At 49.0% G+C, this 15,254-nt stretch carries 11 protein-coding genes and 1 pseudogene; 1 reads left to right on the top strand and 11 read right to left on the bottom strand.

Annotation, left to right across the window (positions count from 1 at the left end; genetic code table 11):
* Positions 1 to 3: 3 nt before the first annotated feature.
* From aroK to FTT64_RS03530, 6 genes are read right to left on the bottom strand one after another with little or no spacing between them, the layout of a single operon-like run.
* On the bottom strand, positions 4 to 546 hold the full coding sequence (aroK, locus tag FTT64_RS03555) for a shikimate kinase AroK (protein ID WP_075167858.1): 543 nt from the start codon (positions 544 to 546) through the stop codon (positions 4 to 6).
* Positions 547 to 582: 36 nt separating this feature from the next.
* Positions 583 to 2,721: a type IV pilus secretin PilQ gene (locus FTT64_RS03550; RefSeq protein WP_180182089.1), complete on the bottom strand. Its 2,139-nt coding sequence runs from the start codon at positions 2,719 to 2,721 to the stop codon at positions 583 to 585.
* A gap of 60 nt (positions 2,722 to 2,781) precedes the next feature.
* A complete protein-coding gene (locus tag FTT64_RS03545; RefSeq protein ID WP_104489345.1) occupies positions 2,782 to 3,309 on the bottom strand; it encodes a pilus assembly protein PilP in 528 nt (175 codons plus the stop codon).
* On the bottom strand, positions 3,309 to 4,028 hold the full coding sequence (locus FTT64_RS03540; protein WP_005180513.1) for a type 4a pilus biogenesis protein PilO: 720 nt from the start codon (positions 4,026 to 4,028) through the stop codon (positions 3,309 to 3,311). The genes FTT64_RS03545 and FTT64_RS03540 overlap by 1 nt, the downstream gene beginning before the upstream one ends.
* Complete coding sequence (locus FTT64_RS03535; RefSeq protein ID WP_180182073.1) at positions 4,025 to 4,660, bottom strand: PilN domain-containing protein; 636 nt, start codon at positions 4,658 to 4,660, stop codon at positions 4,025 to 4,027. The genes FTT64_RS03540 and FTT64_RS03535 overlap by 4 nt, the downstream gene beginning before the upstream one ends.
* On the bottom strand, positions 4,660 to 5,718 hold the full coding sequence (locus tag FTT64_RS03530) for a pilus assembly protein PilM (RefSeq protein ID WP_016658445.1): 1,059 nt from the start codon (positions 5,716 to 5,718) through the stop codon (positions 4,660 to 4,662). The genes FTT64_RS03535 and FTT64_RS03530 overlap by 1 nt, the downstream gene beginning before the upstream one ends.
* 171 nt (positions 5,719 to 5,889) lie before the next feature.
* On the opposite strand from FTT64_RS03530, the gene ponA reads away from it, so the two are divergent.
* Positions 5,890 to 8,466 (top strand): penicillin-binding protein PBP1a, encoded by a 2,577-nt coding sequence (ponA, locus tag FTT64_RS03525; RefSeq protein ID WP_180182074.1) that lies wholly within the window; start codon positions 5,890 to 5,892, stop codon positions 8,464 to 8,466.
* Between the two features lie 42 nt (positions 8,467 to 8,508).
* Here ponA and FTT64_RS03520 read toward each other — a convergent pair whose 3' ends face one another.
* The 5 genes and pseudogenes from FTT64_RS03520 to ftsI form a co-directional block, all read right to left on the bottom strand.
* Positions 8,509 to 9,312: a putative RNA methyltransferase gene (locus FTT64_RS03520; protein ID WP_180182075.1), complete on the bottom strand. Its 804-nt coding sequence runs from the start codon at positions 9,310 to 9,312 to the stop codon at positions 8,509 to 8,511.
* A 65-nt stretch (positions 9,313 to 9,377) separates the two neighbouring features.
* Positions 9,378 to 10,496 carry a phospho-N-acetylmuramoyl-pentapeptide-transferase gene (mraY, locus tag FTT64_RS03515; RefSeq protein ID WP_005180530.1) on the bottom strand — a complete coding sequence of 373 codons (1,119 nt, stop codon included), beginning with the start codon at positions 10,494 to 10,496 and terminating at the stop codon, positions 9,378 to 9,380.
* The gene (gene murF / locus FTT64_RS03510; protein ID WP_180182076.1) at positions 10,497 to 11,906 is read right to left on the bottom strand and encodes a UDP-N-acetylmuramoyl-tripeptide--D-alanyl-D-alanine ligase; all 1,410 of its coding nucleotides are present in this window, start codon (positions 11,904 to 11,906) and stop codon (positions 10,497 to 10,499) included.
* Positions 11,907 to 11,918: 12 nt separating this feature from the next.
* Complete coding sequence (locus FTT64_RS03505) at positions 11,919 to 13,412, bottom strand: UDP-N-acetylmuramoyl-L-alanyl-D-glutamate--2,6-diaminopimelate ligase (RefSeq protein WP_180182077.1); 1,494 nt, start codon at positions 13,410 to 13,412, stop codon at positions 11,919 to 11,921.
* Positions 13,413 to 13,415: 3 nt separating this feature from the next.
* A pseudogene (gene ftsI, locus FTT64_RS03500) lies at positions 13,416 to 15,247 on the bottom strand (penicillin-binding protein PBP3).
* Positions 15,248 to 15,254: the final 7 nt, after the last annotated feature.

Here is a 15,254-nt window from a genome sequence, read left to right as displayed (position 1 = left end):
CAATTAAATTGATTTTTTCGCCACGATCACATTCAGGATTTTTTGTGCCAGATCACGGGCTGCCCCCTGATTGGTTTCAATAATATGATGCGCCACCTCACGATATAATGGATCGCGTACTGCAAGCAAATCTTTCAGTTTCTGTTCAGGATTTTCAACTTGAAGGAGAGGACGGTTTTTATCGCGGTAGGTACGTTGCAGCTGGATTTCGACCGGGGTATACAGATACACCACAATACCACGCTGTTTGAGGAATTCACGATTCGGGGCCTGGGTGACTGCACCACCGCCGGTGGCAAGAACCAGTTGAGTACGAGAGGTCAGCTCGTCAATGACGGTGGTTTCACGGTGACGGAAACCACTTTCCCCTTCTTTTTCAAAAATCCAGGGAATGGTGGCCCCGGTACGACGCTCGATTTCATGATCGCTGTCCAGGAACTCGCGTCCGAGCAGCTCTGCCAAATGTCGCCCTACCGTGGTTTTTCCGGCCCCCATCGGCCCCACCAAATAGATATTTGGCAGGGCGTTAAACTCTTTGCTTGGCAAGGAGTCACCTATTTATTTTGTTAAATTGAAAATATATTAATGATTTCTTGAAACACTGTCATTAACAATTCGTGGTGTCACAAAAATCAGCAACTCACGTTTATTGTCCGATTTAATATCTTTACGGAATAAACGGCCTAAATACGGAATATCCCCCAGGAATGGCACTTTGGTTTGCTGATTGGCTGTCTGCTGCTCAAAAATACCACCGAGCACGACGGTTTCACCATTATCGACCAGTACATTGGTATTGATCGAGTTTTTGTTAATCGTCAGCTGACCGGTCGGCGTTGGTGCTCCCGGACTATCACTGGTGATATTCAGGTTCATCTGCACTTTACCATCCGGGGTAATGCTTGGCGTAACATCCAGACTTAAAGTTGCATCAATAAACTCTGTGGTGGATACCGCATTGACACCGCCTCCTTCAGCAGACTGATACGGGATCTGCGTACCTGAAGCCACTTTGGCCTGTTGCTTATCAGCAGTCAGTACTTTCGGTGTCGAAATCACTTCACCATAACCATCAGCTTGTAGGGCAGACAGTTCTAAATCCAGCATAAAGTCAGACAGGCTGATGAGACCAAAAGCAATCCGGCTCGCACCTGGGCTGGTGACCCCCAAATCGACATTCAAGTTTTGTGGACGTTCAATTTCATAGGTATAACCACCACGCTCATCGTCAAATTCCGGCTCACGTAAATTCCACAGTGTGGTATCACTACCACCGACCAGAAGATGGTTATTATTCATGATCCCTTGTGACAGGATGCCCCACTTGACCCCCATCTCTTTGGTGAAGTCAGTGGTGGCACGCACAATACGCGCTTCAATCATCACCTGTTTCACCGATACATCCAGCAAGTCAATCATGCCGCGAATCTGGTCAATTTTTTGTGCAGTATCATTAATAATCAGGGTATTGGTTCGTGGATCGACTGACACTGTACCACGTGGGCTGAGCAGACTACCGACGCTATCACCAAGTGGATCTGCCCCAGAACCCGAATTTGTGCCGCCTCGAGAATTGGATGCGTTTTTACCATCAGTAATCAGTTTTTCAATATCAGCAGCCTTGGCATAATTTAACTGGATATATTCGGTTTGCAGCGGCGCCAGCTTGACGCTTTGTGCAATCGCTTTGGCTTCTTCTTCTTCGGCCTTGATCAGCTCTGCGACGGGTGCAATCCAGATCACATTGCCATTACGGCGTTTATCCAGATTTTTGGTTTTTAAAATAATATCTAGTGCCTGATCCCACGGCACATCTTTGAGACGTAAGGTGATATTGCCTTGTACCGTATCGGCGGCAACCATGTTAATTCCGGTAAAATCAGCCAGTAACTGCAGCACACGACGCACTTCAATATCCTGGAAATCTAAAGAAATCTTTTTGCCGGTATAGCTTTGTGCTGCACGCGGTTTGAACGGGTTCTTATCTACCGGACGTTTCAGACTGATGGTCAGTTTATTTTCTGCCTGATACGCCATATATTCATAGCTTCCGGCAGACTGAATAGTAATTACCCCATTGCCACCATCATTTTGCGCATCAATGGTAGATACCGGGGTGGCAAAATCATTGACGTTTAAACGGCGCGCCAGATGTGCAGGAATTTTATTGCCCAAGGTACGGACAATAATTTTACTGCCTTGCTGTTGTACATCGACCGGGGTGTTGCTGCCTGCCAGGTCAATTACTACCTGACCTTCCCCTTCTGCACCGCGCTGGAAGCCAATATTTGATACGCCTTGAGCTGTCTGCTGTATAGCCACTGGTGTTGCGGCTGGCTGAGTGCTGTTAATTTTAAGAATAAAAGTATTGCCTTCAACACGGGTAGTAAAAGCACCCGCTTCAGCCAGATTAACCGTTAAACGTGCACGCTGGGCATCGGAACTGACATCCACCGAGCTGGCTTCCCGGGTTGCAACCGGAATGCTGGCCTGTTTTAAGCTCTGCTGGGCTTTATCAAAATCCAGCACCAAACGTGATGGCTGCTCAAGCTGATAGGCTGCAGGCTGAGATGGCAAGCCATTGAACATGACACGAATTTCAGTACCTTGTCCTGGAATTTGCATTGGTACAATATTGGTAATGCTGACCTGCGCATTGGCCACTTGCATGACGGCCATCGCAACAGCGCCCATTGAAAACTGACGGAACAAATTGTTCATTGTAATGCCATCCCCAAAAATAAAATCTTTCACAGTATTATTCATTTTTATTCCTTTAATTTATGGCGCCGGCCCAATCAGTACTAGACTTCTTGGACGTTCAACATACCCTTCGCGACCATCTGGAATAATCTCAATTAAGTCAATTTGTGTCGGCGTAATATTGATGACCCGACCATGATTCAAGCCCATATAGCTGCCGCGCTGAATCCGTTCAATTTCACCATCTGGAGTTTGAATCAGGGCCAGAATCTCGCCGCGTTGCCCGCGCATGCTACCTTTCATACTTAAGGTTTCCAGTGCATAGCTTTCTAAAGGCTGCAACTGGCGCGACAGGTTTGGATAAACCCGTTTACCCGCCATAATTTTCAGCTCGGCCGCCAGAGAACTTGGCATAAACGGGCTTTTCAGCTGATGCGCTGCATAGTTAAATACAGGTGCCGGCTCAAAAGTCGGTGCCGGCTCAATCGGCAACGGCGGCTGATTACGGATTTCTGCCATTTGTGTATTCACGGCATCAATACGTGAATCACAGCCTGCAGCCAGTAGGCCCAACACCAGAACCAACGAAAGTTTTTCAAATTTCATCATTGTGCTGCTCCTGTGGCTGGAGTCGTGCTATTCCCTGCCTGTGCATCGGTATTCCCGACATAGCGATAGGTCTTGGCTTTCGCGACATAGGTAATTTGTGGAATATCGGTTTTCTTTTCCTTGTTTTCACCGGCAGTAATGGTGAAATCATGCATGGTCACAATTCGCGGTAAAGCGGCTGTACCACTGACAAAAGAACCAAAAGCGTGATAATCACCGGTGGCTTCAATCGAAATTGGCTGCTCGATAAAGAACTCTTGCTTGATTTCATTTTCCAGACGGATATTTTTAAATCTTAAGCCTGAATTCACGCCCGTAACGTTCACATCTTCAACCAGACCTGGAATTTCGGTTTCTTTTGGCAACTGTTGTAGCTGCTGGTTAAAGTTGGCTTCCATTTCCTGTAACTGCGCCTGATATTGCTGCAAGTTACGCAGTTTGGAATCTTTTTCACGAAACTCATTCAGCAGGTTCTGCTCTTGTGCACGCGCATTGGAAATTGCATCCAGCTTCGGCTTGATGGCCAGGAAATAGCCCAGGAAGGCAATTAAAATAATGATAAAGATCCAGATGGTCAGCTTGACGGAAAACGGCCAGCTGCCATAGTTATTCGGATCTAAGGTATTCCATTGCTGCAGGAATTTATCCAGCGTCATTTTTTTCTTTGGCGCAGCAACAGGATCCTGATTCATTTCTTCATATTGATCGAGACTCATTGTACTGCCCCCGCTGTTGCTTGAGTACCAGACGCAGGTGCTGTGCCTGGAAGTGCAATTTCATCCAAATCTGCCGTTACCACGAAGCTGCCATAGCTTTCTTCTACCCGTGGAACAACCGAACTTGGTGCCTTGTTTTTATTTTCTTCAACGGCCAAGAAAGAATTCATGAAGGCGTTACGATACCATGGCGATGCTTCCAGATTACGCAGGAACTCTGCTACCGTGTTTGGACTTTCGGCCTTGCCTTCAAAGGTAAATTTATTGCCAATACGGGCCGCTTTGGTCAAATACATGCTACTTGGGGTAACGCGGACCAGCTCATCGACCAAACGTACCGCGACCGGACGCTGACTTTGCAGACCCTGAATCAGCTTCATGCGCTCGACAATGGCATTACGCTGCTCTTGCAGGCCTTCCAGCGACTTTAACTGTACATCCAGATTCTGGTTGGTACTGATCACCAGCTGATTGGCCTGTTCCTGATCTTGAAGTTTATGATTGTAATAGAACCATGCCAGCGTGACGGCCAGCACCCCAATTAATGCAGCCCCAATACAAACCGCAATAAATTCTTTTTTTCGTTTTTCTCTTAGCTCATCACGCCAAGGGAGTAAGTTAATTTTTGCCATTAATCAAAACTCCTCAATGCCAAGCCACATGCCACCATCAATGAAGAGGCATCGCTTTCAATTCTTTTAATATCAATTTTGGAGGAGAAACCCATCTGTAAAAACGGATTGGCAATGGTGACGCGGTAACCCAGTTTTTGCTGTAGTAGCTTGGCCAGGCCTGGAATATTGGCATTCCCACCGGCCAGCAGAATATGGTCAATTTCACTAAACTGCGATGAAGAGAAGAAGAACTGCAGCGAACGTGCTGCCTGCTGCACCACCGCCTCAAGGAATGGCTCCAGCACTTCAACATCGTAATCATCTGGCAAGGTACGGCTTTTCTTGGCGCGGCCGGCTTCTTCAAAGGACAGACCATAACGGTTCTGGATTTCTTGGGTCAGCTGCTTGCCACCAAAGACCTGCTCGCGGGTATAAATAATTTTATTGTCTTTGAGTACCGACAGCGTGGTCATGGTATGACCGATGTCTAACACACCAATGGTATTTACCCCCATCGGCAAGGTATCGGCGAAGACTTTAAAGGCATTTTCAATGGCAAAGCTTTCGACATCTGCCACTTTTGGGGTTAAACCGGCCAGTTCAATCGCTTCACAGCGACTCTCGACATTTTCCAGTCGTGTCGCCACCAGCAAAACATTGACCCGGTTTGGATTGGCCAGACGATCAGGCAGCACCTCAAAGTCCAGGCTAACTTCATCTAATGGGAAAGGAATATATTGCTCTGCATCCATCCGGATTTGAACTTCACGTTCGTCATCCGTCATATCGGCATCCATCTCAATGGTCTTGCTAATTACCATTGAGGTTGGAATCGCTAAAGCGGCAGCTGTTGTCGGTGTATTGGCCAAATTAAAGGCACGCTCGAGCGCATCCCCTACAGCTTCAGGATTCAGAATATTTTTCTCAACCACACTGCCCTCTGGGAGCGGTACCAAGGCGTAACTTTCCACCCAGTAACGATCATTCTTTACAGAGAGCTCCAATAACTTAACAGAAGTAGAACTAATATCTACACCTATTAACCCCTTACTCGGTTTACGATATAACCTGCGCACAATAAGTTTTTCCTATTATTTTTTTATCCCCAAAAAAAATGCCATTCACTAAGTTGCTTTGTGGTCTATATTTTTGTACGGATACAATAACTCATCTAACAATCCGTATGGGTAAAGGCTATACTGACCAGCAATTAGTTTGCCATTAGCTCTTATTAAAACTTACTTGTTATGAAAAAGCTATCTTGTTCGGGCCGTGTTCATCCATTTTTTTTGCTCATAATTATTGTGTTAGTTTCCATTCCGATGGGTTTTTATGGCATGTATCTCTATATTGCCCCATCTTTGCCGGAAATGACCACTCTAAAAAAAGCGCCTCTTTTGAAGCCTTTACAAGTTTATAGCACGGATAATCAGTTAATTGCAGAGTATGGTGGCAAACTTTCTGTACCTGTTGAGTACAACCAGATTCCCGAAAAGTTTATCTATGCCTTTTTAGCGGCTGAAGATTCGGCCTTTTTCGAACATAGCGGCATCAGCTTTAAAGGCCTAGGCCGTGCGGTGAGTGAAGCGGTGACCGGTTCTAATGTGCAAACCGGTGGCTCGACCATTACCATGCAGGTGGCCAAGAACTATTATTTAAGCCCGGAACGCACTTTAAGACGCAAACTGACTGAAATTTTTCTAGCCCGAAAAATTGAACAGAACCTGTCCAAAGAAGAAATTCTGACCCTGTATGTCAATAAAATCTTTCTCGGTAAAAATGCTTACGGGATCGCGGCAGCAGCCAAAATTTACTATAACAAAAGCTTGGAAGAACTGAGTATTGCGCAAATGGCGATGATTGCTGGTCTGCCAAAAGCGCCATCACGTTACAATCCAGTGGTCAATCCGGAACGTGCCTTAGAACGTCGCAACTGGATTCTGGGCCGGATGCTGCAACTCGGTTATATCAACCAGAATGAATATCAGGGTGGGATTGCCGAGCCAATTAACCTGGATATGCCGGATCGCAGTATCAGTAATATTCACCCCTATGTTGGGGAAATGGTCCGAGCTGAACTGGTCAAAAAATTCGGCAAGCAGGCGGTTGATTCTGGTTATAAGGTTTACACCACCATTGACAGTAAACGTCAGGCTTATGCCGAGCAGGCGGTGCAAAATGGTCTAGAAGCATATGACCGCCGTCATGGCTGGCGCGGTGCCGAAGCGCATGACCAGCCACTGAGTGACTTTCGTGCCTTTGCCAACACCTATCCCGCACAAGTCACCAAAGTCCTGAACAATTCTTTTGAAGCCCTGATGCAGGATGGTTCTACCGTCACTGTCCCGTGGTCTGGCATGTCCTGGGCGCGTCCCTATCGCAATGCCAATAGTGTTGGCGCAGCACCAAACCGGGCAGCTCAAATTGTCAAAGTTAACGATATTGTCCGTTTACGCCCCAACCAGAACAAAAGTTCCTGGTCACTGGTGCAAGTTCCCAAAGTTCAGGGGCAGCTGATTGCAATTAACCCAAACAATGGCGCGATTGAAGCCATTGTCGGCGGTTATAACTTTTATCAATCGACCTTTAACCGTGCCTTGCAAGGCTGGCGTCAACCGGGTTCAACCATTAAACCCTTTGTCTATGCGCTGGCACTGGAACGCGGCATGACTCCGCATACCATGCTCAATGACAGCCCAATTACCATTGGCAAATGGTCGCCGCGTAACTCGGATGGCCGCTATCTGGGCATGATTCCTTTACGCCGTGCGCTGTATTTATCTCGAAATACCGTTTCAGTCCGCTTACTTCAAACCGTCGGTCTGGACCGTACCCGCCAACTATTTATGGATTTTGGCTTGCAGGAAGACCAGATTCCGCGTAACTACACCATCGCCTTAGGTACGCCACAGGTGCTGCCGGTGCAAATGGCCACCGGCTATGCCACCTTTGCCAATGGCGGTTATCGGGTACAACCGCATTTTATTCAGCGTATTGAAGATGCGTATGGCAAAACCATCTATCAGGCCAATCCTGAATATGCCTGCATTGTCTGTATCAGTGAAGATGAAAAAAATCCTGAAACAGCTGAAGTAAAAACGCCAGATGATGAAGTGATTGAAGTCACCAATCAGTCAATCCAAACTGCAGATGCAGCGCCAGCCAACAAGATTGAACGCAGCCAGTATCGTCAGGCACAGCGTATTTTAAAATCCAGCTCGGCCTATGATATGGCCAATATTCTACGTGATGTGATTCAGTATGGTACCGGACGCGCTGCCCTGCGTATTGGCCGTAATGATATTGGTGGAAAAACCGGAACCACCAACGATGCCAAAGATGCCTGGTTCGCCGGCTTTAATGGTAAACTGGTGACCATTTCCTGGGTCGGTTTTGACCAGCCAACGACTTTGGGTCGTCGTGAATATGGCGGTGTCGCAGCCCTGCCGATCTGGACCGAGTTTATGGGTAAAGCCCTGCAAGGTACACCGGAAGCCTGGGTCAGTCTGGACCGTAAAGGCAACCAGCTAAGCCGCGATAGTGCCAGCAATGACAGCATGGAGCAGGAGTTGCAGCAGCGCTATCGTTCATCACCGCCATTGGCCCGTCCGCTGTATCGTCCTGCGCCGGCACCGGTCGCGCCTGCACCGCAGCATGATTTTGATGATTTGCCGGGTGAGGAAATCCTGATTCCGGATGAGGCGACTCCACCACCAATGCAGCCTCAGCCACAGCAACCGGCACAGCCGCAACAACCAGCGCAAAATCAGCAGCAGAATTCTCGCCCTGATGCGATTGAAAACCTGATTGATGAAGTCTTATAAACGCACAACAAAAAGCCCTCAACTGAGGGCTTTTTTTAGGACTTACTTTTTCTGAAACAGATATATCTGGTATTGCGCATTCAGCAGGAACTGATCCTGCTGCTCCAGCGCCTGACGACGTTCCGGCTTGGCCTTATAGGCATATGGCGTCATCGCAATCAGATGTTTTAAATCGCTCTGATTTAAGCACATTGCTGCATCAACAACATCTTCACTGACCAACTCAAACGCATCTTTTAGCTGTTCCACAAACTTCTGTGGTTCATGCACTTTAACTTCTTCAAACAAGGCTTCGCGCATCGCAAACAGATGCTGCGGTCCCGGGGTTACCACCATCAGATAAGCTTCCGGTTTCAGCACCCGCAGAATTTCCTCTTTCGGAATTGGGCTAAACAGACTGGTACACAGATCAATTGATTTATCCAAAACCGGCAAAGTCGCACCGGTTCCCACCACCCAGGTCACGTCTTTATTCAGTTTGGCGGCCACTTGCACTGCATTTTTGGCAATATCGACGCCCACACATTGCAGCACTTCAGCCTGCATGGCATTGGTGTAATAGCCTTCCCCACAGCCAATATCAAGCAGGTTTTCAATACGCAGGCTGCGAATTTTCTCTACCACCGCCTGCTGCAGCGGTGCATAGTGTCCTGCACTTAAAAATGCCCGGCGCGCCTGTACAGACTCCGGAGTATCGCCCGGATTTTTACTGTGCTTATGTTGCACCACATGCAAATTGACATAGCCCTGTTTGGCCACATCATAACTGTGCTTGTTGTCACAGCGCCATGTTCGGTCGGTCAGGCTTAAGGGCTGACGACAGACAGGACACATCAGCAGGTTCATGTTTTTCTCCCAAGCTTGCTGCCATAAAAAAAGCCGGCAAGTGCCGACTTTTCAGTTCAATTTGCTTAGCGCAATTTTAAGGTCATTAAGCCTAAAACCACCAGCATAATTGTAATAATCCAGAAACGAATCACCACCTGGGTTTCACGCCAGCCTTTCTTTTCATAGTGATGATGCAGCGGCGCCATTAAGAACACGCGTTTATTGCGCATCCGCAGTGAGCCAATTTGCAGGAAGACCGAAATCGCCTCGACCACAAACACACCACCCATAATCGCAAAGACAATTTCCTGACGCACCATCACCGCAATCGTACCAAGCATCGCACCTAACGATAAAGCGCCAACATCACCCATAAAAACTTGCGCCGGATGCGCGTTGTACCAGAGGAAGGCCAGACCGGCACCAATCATGGCGGCACAGATCACCACCAGTTCAGAGGCGTATTTGACATAAGGAATATGCAGATAATCGGCAAAGCGCACATCACCGGCTAAATAGGCAAATACACCCAAACCAGCCGCAACCAGTACAATTGGCATGATCGCCAGACCATCCAGACCATCAGTCAGGTTCACCGCATTGGAAGCACCATTAATCACCAGATAGGTGAAAATAATAAAGCCAATACCCAGTGGAATCATGGATAACGGAATGCTGAAATCTTTAAAGAACGGAATTAATACATCCAGCATATCGGCGGTTTGCGCCGGGTTCGGCTGCTGTGTGGCAATATAGTACAGCGCAATACCCGCGCCCAAAGAGGCCACCGAAGTCCAGAAGAATTTCTTGCGTGCTGGTAGTCCGGCATTGTCTTTATAACGGATTTTAATCCAGTCATCGGCCCAGCCGACCGCACCAAAGATCACCATAACCGCCAGTACAATCCAGACATAGGGGTTGGAAAGATCGGCCCAGAGCAGGGTCGAAATCCCAATCGACAGTAAAATCAGCACACCGCCCATGGTCGGGGTACCCATCTTTTTCGCATGTCCTTCTGGCGCAAACGAGCTGACTGCCTGACCGTATTTTAATGCCTGTAACTTACGAATCATCACTGGTCCAAGCAAAAGACCAATCCCGAGCGCTGTCAGGACACTCAGCAATGAACGTAATGTTAAATAACGAACCACCTGAAACGAGCTGTGATAGCCCGCAAGCTGTTCAAACAACCATAACAGCATTTAAAGTTTCTCCATCAATGCAGTCATCAACGTTTCCATATGGGTATAACGAGAACCTTTGAACAGGAAACTCATGGACTGAGGTTGATGTGTTTCGACTAGACTAATTAAAAATGGCAAGGCCTGTTCCTGATTCAGGAAGGCCTGGAGTTTTTTGCCGTATTGGGTACTGCGTGCCCCTTCCTGGCTGGCCGGGGCAAACTCGCCCACCGCCACCACAAAGTTCAGGCCTTTGAGCGACACCAGATCGCGGCCGAGCTTATAATGCTCAATTGCCGCCGATGCACCCAGCTCGCCAATATCACCGATGACCATGACCCGAATCCCCTCCTGCTGCGCCAGCACTTCACCGGCCGCCCGCATTGAGGTCGGGTTGGCATTATAGGTATCATCAATCAACAGATGCGCACCGTGCTGAATAAAATTCAGACGACCTTTAGCACCTTGGGCCTGTTCCAGTCCGGCAACAATATCATCCAGACCAATGCCAATCGCCAGCGCAAATGCCGCTGCGGCTGTGGCATTCTGGATATTATGTTCACCGGCAAACGGTAAATCGACTGCACGCACGCCTTGCGGGGTATGCAGCTGGAAACGGGTCGATTGGGGTTGGAGTTCGATGTCGGTGGCAAACACATCCCCGCCGTTACCAAAACTAAGCTGCTGTTCAGTGCGAACTGCCTGACGGATCGAGTCAGCAAAATCATCTGCGGCCGGTACAATCGAACATCCATCTGCCACAATATGCGCATAAATTTCAGATTTGGCCCGGCAGATGCCATCACGGCCGCCAAACTCGCCCAGATGTGCGGTGCCGATATTAATGATCCCCGCTACCTGTGGCTGTACCAGCTGTGAGGTGTAATCAATTTCACCCTGATGGCTGGCCCCAAGCTCCATCACCGCATATTGATGTTCCGGACGCAGCTCCAGCAACATCATCGGTACGCCTAGGTCATTATTCAGGTTACCGCGGGTAATTAAGGTCGGCGCCAGACGTGATAAAATACTGCCCAGCATTTCCTTGGTGGTGGTCTTGCCGCTGCTACCAGTCAAGGCAATCACTTTCAGATCGGGATATTGAGCACGACGATAGGCACCCAAATGGCCCAGCGCCAGGCGGGTATCCGGCACCACCAACTGAAAAATATCGGCATCGACCGGCTGGCTGACAAGCGCCACCTGACAGCCGCTGGCCGCCACTTGCGCCACAAAATCGTGGGCATCAAAACGCTCACCTTTCAGTGCTAGAAAAGCATCGCCGGCTTCGGCATGACGGGAGTCGGTTAAAATACGTTTAATTTCAGTGCTTGGCGTACGACCATTCAGCCAATAACCCTGGGTAGCCTGTTGTAACTGCGCTGCGCTCCACGGCGTTAGGACCGCAGTACTGGTGGTTGAAGTATGCATAAAAATTCCTGATTAGGCGGGATAGGCAGAGCTGGTAGCATGATGCTGGGCATCAATTGCAGCCTGAACTTCAACGACATCATCGAACCAGTGTCGCACCCCATCAATTTCCTGATAATTTTCGTGACCTTTACCGGCAATCACCACGATATCGCCCGGCTGGGCCTGCTTCACCGCAAACTTGATCGCTTCACGACGATCACGGATTTCATGATAGCTGTGGCCGCTAAAATCAATGCCCTGCTGCATGTCAGCAAAAATCTGGTCAGGTGATTCAGTCCGTGGATTGTCCGAAGTGAGCAAGGCGATATCGGCCTGCTCTAGCGCGGCTTGGGTCATTAACGGACGTTTGCCGCGGTCACGATCGCCGCCACAGCCAAAGACAGCCCAGAGCTGCTGCGATACATGCCGTTTCAGGGTAATTAACACCTGTTTCAAGGCATCTGGTGTATGCGCATAATCGACCACAAACAGACGTTCGCCATCACGAATCACCTGCATCCGTCCCGGTGCACCTTGCAGCTGTGGCGCGCTGGCAATTAAATCCGACAAGTCAAATCCGGCCTGCTCAACGGCAATCAGACTGGCCACCAGATTTTCCACATTAAAATGGCCCAGTAACGGACTGTGTACATGATAACGCTGCTGGGCGCTGATCAGTTCAAACTGCGCACCAGCCAGACTGTATTCGATATTCTGCACCTGATAATCCGCCGCTTGCGTGGTGGAATAAGTCAGGATTTTTGGTTGTGCCGGATTCTGACGCGCGGCGGTCAGCATAACTTCAGCAAAGGCATCATCCAGGTTAATGACCGCCACTTTTAAGCTGGCAAAACGGAACAGCGCGGCTTTGGCTTCGGCATAGGCCTCCAGCGTACCATGATAATCCAGATGGTCACGGCTTAAGTTGCTGTACACGGCAATTTCAATGCTACAGCCATTTAAACGACCCTGTTCCAGTCCGTGTGAACTGGCTTCAATTGCCGCAAATTCAGCGCCTTGCTGGGCATAGCTGTGCAGGGCCTGCTGGAGCTGTAAGGCATCTAGCGTGGTATGCGAAGAGGCTTCCAGATTCGGCAAAATGCCATTGCCGGTGGTGCCCATCACCGCACACGGTTTGCGCTGTAACATCAGCAGTTCTGCCATCAGACGGGCGATGGTGGTTTTGCCATTGGTACCGGTAACCGCCAGAATACGTGCAGCCTGCAGCGGCTGCGTGGCATGCAGATACTGTTTTTGCCACTGCCCCATTAAGTGACGTACCTCCGGTACGATCAGCTGATTCGGCAGACCCAAATCGGTTTCTGCAATAATAGCCAACGCGCCACGTGCCAACGCTGCTTCGGCAAACTGGACGGTTTTTTCAGGCTGCGAAAAACTGGTCAGGGCAATAAAAATTTGCCCTGCTGTAACTTTGCGGCTGTCTAAGCTGAAGCCTGCAAAGGGTTGTGACCTCCATCCAGCAACATGCTCAACGGTGTAAAGATCTTGAAATGTAATGGACATTCATCACCTATTTACTGGATTTGTGCTGTATCTAAAGGTTTATCTAAAGGTACATTCATTAAACGTAAGGATTCCTGCATCACCCGTGCAAACACTGGCGCAGCAACCAGACCGCCATAGTATTGACCGGTCGGGTTTTCTACCACCACAAACATGGCCAGACGCGGGTCACTGACCGGTGCAATTCCGGCAAACAGGGCGCGGTATTCATTTTGCGAATAGCCTTTGCGGTCAGCACGCAATTTATGTGCGGTACCGGTTTTACCGGCAACACGATAACCCGGAATATTGGCCTGACGCGCCGTACCGCCCGGTAAAGTCACCGCTTCCATCATCAGCAGAACCTGCTCGGCAATTTTCGGGTCAAGAATCTGCTCGCCCTGCACTTCGCCTTCCAACTTATACAGACTCAGCGGCAGTTTTTTGCCCTGATTGGCAATCATGGCATAGGCATCGACCAGTTGCAGCACGGTCGCATTCAGACCATAACCATAGGACATGGTTGCCACTTCAGAGACATTCCACTTGCTTGGCGGTAAAATCAGGCCGGCACTTTCACCCGGGAATTTTACAGCCGAACGCTGGCCAAAGCCCAAGCGTTTATAGAAGGTGGGCAAGGTTGGATAGGGCAAAGACAGGGCAATTTTCGCCACGCCGACGTTAGACGATTTCTGGATAATGCCAGCCAGGGTCAAATTGCCATAATTGTGGGTATCACGGATGGTATGGTTACCGACACGCATCGAGCCCCCCCCTAAATTGACCACAGTATTGGCCGAATATTTACCACTTTCCAGCGCCATGGCCACGGTAAATGGCTTCATGGTCGAGCCCGGCTCAAAGGAATCGACTGCCCCGCGGTTACGCATGGCATCTTTGTTCTCCAGGCCCTTTTTGTCATTCGGGTTATACGATGGCCAGCTGGTCATGGCTAGAATTTCACCGGTTTTCACATCGACTGCAATGGCTGTGGCAGAACGGGCATTATTGGCCACGCCGGCAGCGGTCAGTTCACGATACATGATGTATTGCAGGCGCGAGTCGATACTTAAAGTGATATTTTCACCGTGCTCGACTTCTTTAATCACTTCCGGATCTTTAACTCGGTTACCACGTTTATCACGGATAATTTGCTGTTCGCCATCGACCCCAGCCAGACGGCTGTTCAGCTGCATTTCCAGACCTTCAATCCCGGAGCCTTCACTATTGGTCAGGCCAATAATCTGGGCATTCGGCTGTGGCTGCGGATAATAACGCTTATAGTTTTTCTCGGTATAGACACCCTGGAAGTTGCGCTTCAGGATCAGTTCCGCCTGCTGTGGTGGCACTTCTTTTTGCAGCACCAGATAACGTGAACGTGGACGCTCATGCATTTTCTGATGCAGTTCCTGACGGTCCATGCCCACCGCATCGGCCAGTTCATCCAGATTCAGGTTTTTATTCGGCAGTTGACGCTTGAGTTTGCGGTTATTTGGGTCTTTGGCCAGCTCGGCCATGGTGTCGTCATACAGCTCTTTGGCCTCAAAATAGTCACGCGGATCAATCACCACTTTCATGATGGGGGTACTGATCGCCAAAGGCACGCCATGCCGGTCGTAAATCACACCGCGCATGGCTTTGAGTTTTTCAGTTCTTAAAATGTTGGCATTGGCTTTATTCTGCAGAAAATCATGATTGATAATCTGTACATAAAAGGCCCGGCAGACCAACGCCACAAAGACCAGCAGCACCGTTCCCCACATCAGGTAGAAGCGCCACATATCGACATTTAAACTGCTTTTTTGGGTAACAGACTGCTGTTTTTTACCTGTTTGCTTCTTACGCGAATTTACCATGTACAGC

The sequence above is a fragment of the Acinetobacter sp. Q186-3 genome, from assembly GCF_013420655.1.
GTDB classification, from domain to species: domain Bacteria; phylum Pseudomonadota; class Gammaproteobacteria; order Pseudomonadales; family Moraxellaceae; genus Acinetobacter; species Acinetobacter indicus.
The sequence above is the reverse complement of the archived record's forward strand: the minus strand, read 5'-3'. Positions and strand labels throughout refer to the sequence as shown.

Bases quoted from the DNA above. Each gene is read 5' to 3' on its own strand.
- FTT64_RS03550 (WP_180182089.1), bottom strand. From the start codon at position 2,721: ATGAACAATTTGTTCCGTCAGTTTTCAATGGGCGCTGTTGCGATGGCC.
- FTT64_RS03545 (WP_104489345.1), bottom strand. From the start codon at position 3,309: ATGAAATTTGAAAAACTTTCGTTGGTTCTGGTGTTGGGCCTACTGGCT.
- FTT64_RS03540 (WP_005180513.1), bottom strand. From the start codon at position 4,028: ATGAGTCTCGATCAATATGAAGAAATGAATCAGGATCCTGTTGCTGCG.
- FTT64_RS03535 (WP_180182073.1), bottom strand. From the start codon at position 4,660: ATGGCAAAAATTAACTTACTCCCTTGGCGTGATGAGCTAAGAGAAAAA.
- ponA (WP_180182074.1), top strand. From the start codon at position 5,890: ATGAAAAAGCTATCTTGTTCGGGCCGTGTTCATCCATTTTTTTTGCTC.
- FTT64_RS03520 (WP_180182075.1), bottom strand. From the start codon at position 9,312: ATGAACCTGCTGATGTGTCCTGTCTGTCGTCAGCCCTTAAGCCTGACC.
- mraY (WP_005180530.1), bottom strand. From the start codon at position 10,496: ATGCTGTTATGGTTGTTTGAACAGCTTGCGGGCTATCACAGCTCGTTT.
- murF (WP_180182076.1), bottom strand. From the start codon at position 11,906: ATGCATACTTCAACCACCAGTACTGCGGTCCTAACGCCGTGGAGCGCA.
- FTT64_RS03505 (WP_180182077.1), bottom strand. From the start codon at position 13,412: ATGTCCATTACATTTCAAGATCTTTACACCGTTGAGCATGTTGCTGGA.